Genomic DNA, 8,226 nt, shown 5'->3' on the forward strand with positions numbered 1-8,226 from the left:
TTTAAAAGTTTTTTTTAGTTATTTAGTAATGCACAAATTTAGGTGTTTGTCAAATTAATTTAGATGCGTTTACCCTGTCATGAAAGGCAGTTCTGGTAATGCTGTTAAAATTGTTCAGAATGTCTTGAAAATCAATGGATACTACTTCGGATTCATTGACGGATTCTTCGGGCCGATGACCGATGTAGCCGTGCGACAATTGCAACTGAGCAAGGCTTTACCGCAAGATGGAATTGTCGGCTATAGAACTTGGCACGCCCTCAGCAAGTTACCGCACTAATAACTGATTGGATTCATATCAATTCCGGTTGCACTCCTCCGGAATTGTTGACTGTTGACTGTTTAGTCTGGAGCCAAAAACTCAATGTTTGAGTGTTAACTGTTGACTCGATTTTCTTATTTCGAGGCAACCGCAAACCATAAGATGACGTTGGTTATTGGTATTTTGATGCTGTATGAGGAATGAGAATTAAATAACTTCCACTCTTGAAAGTGGGATGGGCGGGACGCCCATCCTTTTTGGACGGGCGGGACGCCCATCCCACAATAACAATTAAAATTGTAAGTTATTTAATTCGCGATCCTGAGTTTGTTTCATTTATCTTGACAACTTAAGCAATATCTAAAGGAGTAAATGTGATGGCTACTAAATTCAAGAGAAGAATTCTCTCAATTGATGGTGGCGGTATCCGAGGTATTATTCCTGCGATCGTTCTCAACTACATTGAAGAGCGCACAGGAAAACGCATAGCAACAATGTTTGATTTTATTGCAGGCACTTCAACAGGAGGAATTTTAGCACTGGGTTTAACTAGAAAGAACTCAGACTCTAGCATCAATCGTGAGCCAGAGTATACCGCTGCCGAACTTGTAAATTTCTATCGCAAATATGGACAAAAGATTTTTAATGAGTATATTATAGGGGATATTGATGATTTGTTACAACCCAAGCACAACCCAAAAGGTAGGCAACAAGTTTTAAAGGATCTTTTAGGTGAAGCTAAGGTTGAAGAGGCATTACGAGAAATTTTCATCCCCAGCTATGATATCGAACTCAGAGCACCAATTTTTTTTACAAGCAATCGGGACGCAGAGGAAATCAAGAGTTTTGATAGCCGGAAAGTATGTACGGGATTCAAAATGTGGGAAGCAGCAATGGCAACTTCTGCTGCACCGACATTCTTTCCACCCTACCAACTCGAAACGGGACATCATACCGATGAAGGATATTACGCTTTGGTAGACGGCGGAATTTTTGCAAATAATCCTTCCTCACTTGCAATGATGGAGGCGATGATTTCTTACAAGAAAAAGACGGGTGAAGAACTACAACGTACTGAGACCCTTGTTGTTTCTTTGGGTACGGGTTCACTAACTAAGAAATATAAGTATAAAGAAGCCAAAAATTGGGGTCAAATAAAATGGGCTATTCCCTTACTTAACGTTGTTCTAGATGGTCAAAGTGAATCGGTTGCCTATGAACTTGCTCAGCTAATGGTGACTAAAAGAGATCAAGAAAATAACCGAAACTACTATCGTTTTCAACTTCAATTGAGTAGCGATAATGGTCACGATCAAATCGACAACGCAAGTCCCACTAATATTGAGTACCTAGAGAGCCGAGGTGAAAAACTGATTGAACACAGTAAGAAAGATTTGGATGAGTTGTGTAAGCTTTTGAAGGAGGAAACTGAACTATATCCTAATTAACCGCACCGTTAAATCGAGATCCGGTTGGAGGATTTTTAATGGGGGTAAGATTTTGTGTGTATTCATTCCCACAACAGGGCATCCCAAACCGCACCGCTTCCCCCATTACCGAACACCGATCGCAATCCGAAGCTGTTTTCTCCCACGTGAGCAACTGTTCCCGAAAATTCGGGAGTTGTGCCAATGTTGCGATCGCTCGCAGTTTCCGACGCCGACGAGCAAGTGCGGGCCTTAGCGGGTCGCCGGCTCAGGAGCCAAAATTGGTAAACAAAACTAATTTATTAGACATAGAAGTTAAAATTAATTGCAATGAGAATAAAGGATGATATAGTCAGTCATTTGAACCCAACAGCTAATAGTGGTCAAATAACTCAATGCTATGTCTGATAACCATCTGCACAAGAACCATCCAGTTGTTCAAGAATACTCGCGTTTAGCTTCTGATTATGATGTCAAATGGTCGTTCTACATTCAAGCGACGACCCAAGAAACACTCAACCGAGTTAAACTACAACCGACAGATCGGGTGCTAGATGTCGGTTGCGGTACAGGTATACTTCTTCAGCAGCTTGCATTGACTTACCCACAATCTCGATTGTTTGGTGTCGATCCAGTGCCAGAGATGTTGCAAGTTGCTCGACAGAGACTTCCGGCAACCATTGAATTGTCTGAGGGATGGGCCCAAAAGCTCCCTTTCGAGGATGAACAGTTTGATGTCGTGATTTCATGCAATATGTTTCACTACATTCATCAGCCTATGACTGCGCTTCAAGAAATGCGCCGAGTTCTTCGTTCAGGTGGGGAGTTGGTCATTACAGATTGGTGTGACGACTATTGGACGTGCCGTATTTGCGATATATTTCTGCGTCGATTCGATCGCGCCCACTTCAAGACTTATGGCGAACAAGAGTGCAGGCAAATCCTAGAAGATGCGGGGTACAATGATGTGTATATAGATCGCTATAAAATAAATTGGTTTTGGGGATTAATGACAGCCAAAACAGTAAAGTAGGCAGCCTAACAACCATATTGCAGCGAACGGTATCGAGATATTGGTGATCATGCAAAAGCTACATTTAAGCTACGGTAAAAGATATATTTAATCTAGAGAACATCTATTTCGGAATCATAACTAATCTTCATAAACTTTTACCTCAAAAATCAAAAGTATACACTGTGATACTGGCTTTTCAATTCTATGTCAATTTATTCCCACAAAAGGGCGATCGCATACCGCACCGCTTCCTCCATTAGCGAACAGCGAACCCGCTCGGACGGCGTTTTCTCGCACGCAAGCAACTGTTCCCGAAACATCGGGTCTTGGTTGGCAATAATGCACGATCGCTTGCAGTTTCCGACACCGACGAGCAAGTGCGGGTATTAGTCGCTCTCCGGCTTTAAGTGTTCACAATTAACTGTTAATAATTGATCAAAAGAGCGATCGCAAACCGCACCGCTTCCCCCATCATCGAACCACGAACGCGATCGGACGCCGTTTTCTCCCACGCGAGCAACTGTTCGCGAAAAACTGGGTCTTGCTTGGCGCGCTGCACGATCGCCTGACTGATGACTTTCTTTTGAATCTGCTCTGTCGGGATACCTTGCTGCTTCAAATAATCCAACAGCCGCTGCACGCTTTCGGAGAATTTATCCGGCGTCTGAGACATCAAAATAAACGAAATTTGGCGCACCATTCGCTGGTAGATTTCCTGTCTTCTGAGCAATACTTCCTTTTGGCCCGGCTCCACCGACTCTGTACTGTTACTAGGAATAACCAAGCCAAGCAAACTCAAAATCTCAGCGTCCTTGGCTAAAACCTTTTCCAACATATCTGGATAAAGCTCCAAAATGCGATCGCCCAAAATCTTGCCGTTCACCAAACGGTTCGCACTCAGCCGCAGTAAATTTTGTTCTCCCGCAGACTCAAAAAATTGAACGTTAAATTTGAGTTCGTGGCTTTCCAACTCCACCCGACGCAGCGTAAAAACCAAAGCCTCCCAATTAGGAGATTCATCAAAACACACCTTGACAATAGAACTGTCCTCTTGATGCTGCCGCCCCAATTCCCCCGACTCAAAATCGCGATCGACCGGAAAGCGATTGGCCGCAACTTTGGCAGTATAATCAAACTCAGTAAAAACATAGCTGCAGTCAACTCTCGACAGATCGACATCTTGAACTTGCCAATTTTGAATGCAGCAACCCGTAAGCTGCGCCCCCTCCAAATTCGTCCGAATCAAACGGCACTCAATCAAACAAGCTTCTCTTAAATCCGCCTCACTCAACATCGCATCCATCAAATAAGCGCCACTCAAATCAGCTTTCCGCAAATCAGCACTTCGCAAATTAGCTTCGCTCAAATCAGCTCGCAGTAAATACACTCCTTGCAGGTTAGCTCGCAGCAAAAGCGCCTTCTTAAAACTCGCTTTCAATAAATAAGAACCCGCCAGATTAGCTCGACTCAAATCAGCGTTATCCAGCACCGCCTCAGTCAAATCCGCCCCCGCCAGCACAGCTCGGTGCAAGTCAGCGCCCGTCAGATTTGCCGATCGCATTTGAGCGCCATTTAAGTCAGATTCAATCAAATTTACGCCGATTAAAATTGCCGATCGCAAATTTGCTTCCACCAAATGCGCTTCCCGCAAATTAGCACCCGTTAAATTAGCACCAACAAGACTGGCGCGGTTGAAATTCGCCTCCATCAATTCCGCCGCCATCAACTTCGCGCCGTCGAGTTTAGCCCCGGCAAAATTAATTTGGTCAGATTTAACTCCTTGAAGATTAGCACCGCCCAAATCCGCTTCCGGGAACGCGGCCCAATTGAGTTCTGCTGCTGCCAAACAAGCAAGGCGCAAATCCGCTTTAGCAAGATTTGCCCCGCTCAAATTTGCCCCGCTCAGATTCGCCCCAGCCAGCCCCGCACTGCGGAGATCCGCGCGGCGCAAACAAGCCCCTATCAACTTGGCATTGCTCAAAAAAGACCAGCTCAAATTAGCACCGGTCAAGTTAGCACCAGTGAGGTCTATTTCTCGCAGGTTAACACCGCTTAAACTAGCGCCGCTGAGGTCAATGTGACCAAAGTTGCGCTCTCCCTGTTGATAGCGCTGTAAAAATTCTTGTGTTTGCATTCCGCAGATTGGGGGGCTGGCAATTGAGCTGTTTTAGGACGCGCGGGTCAATCGATTTTAGATTTTAGATTTTAGATTTTAGATTAAAGCATTGACCCCACAGATAAATTCGGGGGGCAAGTTTCATCGGATACAGGTTTTTTATTTCTGGACGGATGAATCCGGGGGCTTGTATCCTGGATGCTTACGGTCAATAACTTGAACTGTAAGGTACGCACGGAACACGAGCGGGCTAAGCACGGGAACACTACTCCTATTACTTACTGCAATAACTCATGTCCTCCGGGTGATCCGTGGGTACTTTACCCCTATAGATGGCAGTTCAAAGGATTTGGTGCGTAAGTTCTATTTCTACTACCAGTTTTACAGACTTTTGTAACTTCAAGTAGCCGAGTTCATATCTAATACGCTGGGAGCATCTTATATTTGGAAAAATACTTCTTCTGGCTCCTTCCTTCTTCCTGTTTCCTTCTGCCTCCTGCCTCCAAACTCCTGCCTCCAAACTCCAATTTTGGGCTTGGTTGCTTTCATTGAGATGCTCCCCATACACTGCCCCGCCGGAGAGTGTTTTTACCTAAAGCGCTGCAATTCTTGCTGTAAGTGTTTTCCCCATTTAGTCGCTAGAGGAATTTCTGTAAAAGGAACCTGCACCGCAGCAGCATCTTTCAACAAAAATTCGAGGGCGATTGGACTTCCCGAATTCGGCGGCGACTCTAAATCAACTGCCTGAGAGTTGACTAACAACCGCAGCGACTGCACGTCTTTTAAAGAAAAAGTTTGCAAATTTACAGGCCCGCTGCGAGTAGGTTTTCCCCAAGTTAAACAGTCTTCTTGCTGACCGAGTACAGCATAAATATCGTACTTAGCTTTAGCGAATTGTTCTGCCCAGACGCGATACGCTTCCAGCTTTTGATACTCGTTCCACCCTGCCCAAGCCAGCCCGATAAAGATTGCCAGCAGGGGCAGCCACATTAAACCTCTTTCCATGCAATACCCTTGTTGAAAATACTCGCTTGTTCTGTTTCTCATCTTCTCTAATGATACAATTAATTGAACTCCTAAAACTTGCTCTGCAATTTAAACTAGAAATTAGAGCAATTTTTGATCGAGCAACAGCCACAGCCGAAAAATACCAAACGCCCGCGTGCGAGATATCCACAAGCCACAGCAAGGAAAACTGGCGCGGGCAGTGAAAATTGGGTTATTGTGGTGAACACGCCTTCCCTAAACGGACGATCGGCAATGAAAAAGTTTTTCCTTCTGTGCTTATTTTTAATCGGGCTCGGCTGGGCGATTTCTAATTTCCCAGGACTTGCTACTCAAGGCACTTACGACTCGATTGTGCTGGATTTCCGCGAAGATTTGGGTGCTGCTGAGATTGCGAAAGAAGTAAATGCGATCGCCCAACAGTACCAAGTCGCACCGCAACTCAACAGCGAATTCTCAGCGGCCGACAATGTATATGTAGTTAAGGGCGATCGCACTTTGCTAAACGCCCTGAGAAAATCAAATTTGGCTAAAGATACCGAATACATTGAACCGAACTACGTCTACAGCGCTTTCGAGATTCCCAACGACCCCATGTATACGAAGCAGTGGAATCTCCGCAGCATCAACGTAGAATCTGCCTGGAACGAAACCAAAGGCAGCGGCACAACAGTAGCGATAATTGACACGGGTATTACTCCAGTCGCTGACTTAAAAGAAACCAAATTTGTACCGGGCTACGACTTTGTAAACGATCGCGCCGAAGCCTACGATGACAACGGCCACGGTACTCACGTCGCCGGTACTGTCGCCCAATCAACTAACAACAATTACGGCGTTGCGGGCATCGCCTACGAAGCAGCTTTAATGCCACTGAAAGTCTTAAGCGGCAGTGGCGGCGGTACGGTTTCCGACATTGCCGAAGCAATTAAATTTGCTGCTGACAACGGCGCCGATGTTATCAACATGAGTCTCGGCGGCGGCGGTGAAAGTCAGTTAATGTCCGAGGCGATCGACTACGCCCACTCTAAAGGCGTTGTCATCATCGCAGCGGCCGGCAACTCCGGCGACAGTTCCGCTTCCTATCCCGCCCGCTATCCCCACGTCATCGGCGTTTCCGCCCTCGGCCCCGACGACGAAAAAGCCTCTTACTCCAATTTCGGCGCAGGGGTTGACATTGCAGCCCCCGGCGGTTCTGAAATGGGCAAGATCCTGCAAAGTACGATCGACCCGGAAACCGGCGCCGAAGTCTTTGAAGGCTACCAAGGCACTAGCATGGCTTCTCCCCACGTTGCCGCCGTTGCAGCCCTTGTCAAGGCCTCCGGCATCACAGAACCAAACGAAATTCGCAGCGTACTCTTGCAGTCCTCGCGAAATGTCACTGAAGATCCGTTAAACCATTTTGGTTCAGGACACCTAGACGCAGCCGCAGCAGTTCAGCTAGCCCAGCGCGGACAAATCAACTTCCGCGATTTCTTCCGCTGGCTGCGCGATAACGGGTATCTCAACCCCCGCTTTTGGATTGACGGCGGTGCAGTCGCCCTGTTGCCTAAAATTGCAATGGTGCTCGGTTCTTACCTGCTGGCTTTCTTTATGCGGAATTATTTCCCCTTCGCCTGGACTTGGGGCTTTTCCGGCGGTTTGATTGCTGGCAGTTCTGGGTTCTTTGGGCTGCGAAATCTGTTTGTATTTGACTTGCCACAGTGGCCGATGCGGGTGATGGGCAGTTCTATTCCCGAACTCGGCGGTGCAATTAATGGCAGCAGTATGCTGAATCCCTTTTTTGCTAGCGTTTTGATTCCTGGGATTTTGATTGCTTTGCTGTTGGGACATCAACAGTGGAAGTGGATCGCGATCGCAATTTCGATCGGTTTTGCCAGCAGTTTAGCGGTGAATGCTTTTGTGTCTCCCGCAGTCTGGGGATTGGGCACAGGTTTGGTATCACAAACATTTTTGATTGTCAATGCTTTTCTGTGTTTCGGACTGGCGCGTTTAGCAATTAAAACAGAGGTGCGATCGGCATGAGTATTACTGTCAAAGGCAAAATTGAACGCAAAGGATTAGGCCCGGGCACTTGGGCTTTGGTTGGCGAAGATGGGGAAACTTACGAACTTAAGAATGCTCCTTCTGAGTTGAAAAAAGCTGATTTGAAAGTCAGTGTCAAAGGTGAAGTCCGCAAGGATGTGATGACTTTTGCTATGATCGGCCCGGTTCTTGAGGTGCAGTCTTTTGAGGCGATTTAGCCTAATTGGTTAATGCAGCTTTTGAGCTAAAAAAAACCCCGGCCAAAATTGGCTGGGGTTTATTAATCAGGGTGCATCTACTAATTTAATGTCCGGCCTCAAAACACCTCTTTCAGGACACTTTGGCAGAATTTGCGAACATTGGCGGCGAGGGCGTG

General features: G+C 46.3%; 8 protein-coding genes. 5 read left to right on the top strand and 3 right to left on the bottom strand.

The window, feature by feature from the left end; translation table 11 throughout:
* Window positions 1-79 precede the first annotated feature (79 nt).
* The 3 genes from QT987_RS26095 to QT987_RS26105 all read left to right on the top strand — a co-directional run bounded on the left by QT987_RS26095 (window position 80) and on the right by QT987_RS26105 (window position 2,722).
* Window positions 80-280: a peptidoglycan-binding domain-containing protein gene (locus QT987_RS26095; RefSeq protein WP_333246047.1), complete on the top strand. Its 201-nt coding sequence runs from the start codon at window positions 80-82 to the stop codon at window positions 278-280.
* Window positions 281-639: 359 nt separating this feature from the next.
* Complete coding sequence (locus QT987_RS26100) at window positions 640-1,710, top strand: patatin-like phospholipase family protein (RefSeq protein ID WP_333246048.1); 1,071 nt, start codon at window positions 640-642, stop codon at window positions 1,708-1,710.
* 379 nt (window positions 1,711-2,089) lie between these two features.
* On the top strand, window positions 2,090-2,722 hold the full coding sequence (locus tag QT987_RS26105; protein ID WP_333246050.1) for a methyltransferase domain-containing protein: 633 nt from the start codon (window positions 2,090-2,092) through the stop codon (window positions 2,720-2,722).
* A gap of 194 nt (window positions 2,723-2,916) precedes the next feature.
* Here QT987_RS26105 and QT987_RS26110 read toward each other — a convergent pair whose 3' ends face one another.
* The 3 genes from QT987_RS26110 to QT987_RS26120 all read right to left on the bottom strand — a co-directional run bounded on the left by QT987_RS26110 (window position 2,917) and on the right by QT987_RS26120 (window position 5,825).
* Entirely contained in the window at window positions 2,917-3,081 is a 165-nt protein-coding gene (locus tag QT987_RS26110; RefSeq protein WP_333246052.1) for a hypothetical protein, read from the bottom strand.
* 47 nt (window positions 3,082-3,128) lie between these two features.
* A complete protein-coding gene (locus QT987_RS26115) occupies window positions 3,129-4,838 on the bottom strand; it encodes a pentapeptide repeat-containing protein (protein WP_333246054.1) in 1,710 nt (569 codons plus the stop codon).
* A 570-nt stretch (window positions 4,839-5,408) separates the two neighbouring features.
* Window positions 5,409-5,825: a hypothetical protein gene (locus QT987_RS26120; protein WP_333057452.1), complete on the bottom strand. Its 417-nt coding sequence runs from the start codon at window positions 5,823-5,825 to the stop codon at window positions 5,409-5,411.
* A 255-nt stretch (window positions 5,826-6,080) separates the two neighbouring features.
* Between QT987_RS26120 and QT987_RS26125 the strand changes: the two genes are divergently transcribed.
* Both QT987_RS26125 and QT987_RS26130 read left to right on the top strand, forming a co-directional pair.
* Window positions 6,081-7,850 carry a S8 family peptidase gene (locus QT987_RS26125; RefSeq protein ID WP_333246077.1) on the top strand — a complete coding sequence of 590 codons (1,770 nt, stop codon included), beginning with the start codon at window positions 6,081-6,083 and terminating at the stop codon, window positions 7,848-7,850.
* Complete coding sequence (locus QT987_RS26130) at window positions 7,847-8,068, top strand: hypothetical protein (RefSeq protein ID WP_333206690.1); 222 nt, start codon at window positions 7,847-7,849, stop codon at window positions 8,066-8,068. Before QT987_RS26125 ends, QT987_RS26130 begins: the two co-directional genes overlap by 4 nt.
* Window positions 8,069-8,226 lie beyond the last annotated feature (158 nt).

It is taken from the genome of Microcoleus sp. SVA1B4 (assembly GCF_036700545.1).
Lineage (GTDB): Bacteria > Cyanobacteriota > Cyanobacteriia > Cyanobacteriales > Microcoleaceae > Microcoleus.